The organism is Caldivirga sp. UBA161 (assembly GCF_002506515.1).
Lineage (GTDB): Archaea > Thermoproteota > Thermoprotei > Thermoproteales > Thermocladiaceae > Caldivirga.
In genome coordinates this window covers 277-953 of record NZ_DAXS01000042.1, presented here as the reverse complement: position 1 = coordinate 953, position 677 = coordinate 277, and the positions used below count along the sequence as shown (strand labels likewise).

The 677-nt window shown below is 42.8% G+C and carries 1 pseudogene; it reads left to right on the top strand.

Annotated features, from left to right (window positions below):
- A pseudogene (locus BP896_RS05000) lies at nucleotides 1–677 on the top strand (hypothetical protein); the annotation flags it as partial.

Here is a 677-nt window from a genome sequence, read left to right as displayed (position 1 = left end):
TTTATACTTGGCCTTTCCAGTGGCCTAATGGTACATGTAGTCCAGTGGTGATACACTTACCACCAGCCTACAATAGTAGTGCCGTGCCACTTAATGGTACTGTTGTCTGGTGCATTAACTCAACTTATGGTTACATTAATTTAACTAGTTGGTTCAACTTATTTGATGCAGTATCACCGGGGATGCCTCAGTATAATGAGTTACTTAAGGTGATATTCGCATGGTACTACTACTACGTACCCATTGAGCCAGTGGGCTGGAAGAGGGCTGAGGTTAATATTGGCCCTAAGAACTTCCTAGTAACGTGGGCTTATAATGTTCCTAACCCAATGTGTGAGAAGTATGTGCCCACTTGGCTTAGGATTGAATTGCAACCATCAGATAACTCATACATAATTGGTGCTGAGGTTGATTATTACCAGGTTATTAGCTCTCCACTTTGGGAGACGTTCTGGGGTAGTGGTGCTCCAGCTGGTTATGTTCCACCATTGATTGAGGCTATGGTTAATGGTTCACTATGGGTTAAGCACCCGGATTATGCTGAGTTCCTAGGCCTAGAACCAGAGTACATTCCTAACCTTAATGATTTAAGGTACTGCCTAGCACAATACTTCAACATAACATCAGAATACGTACCAACAATACCAACAACCACTACGACTACTCCGGTTACTACT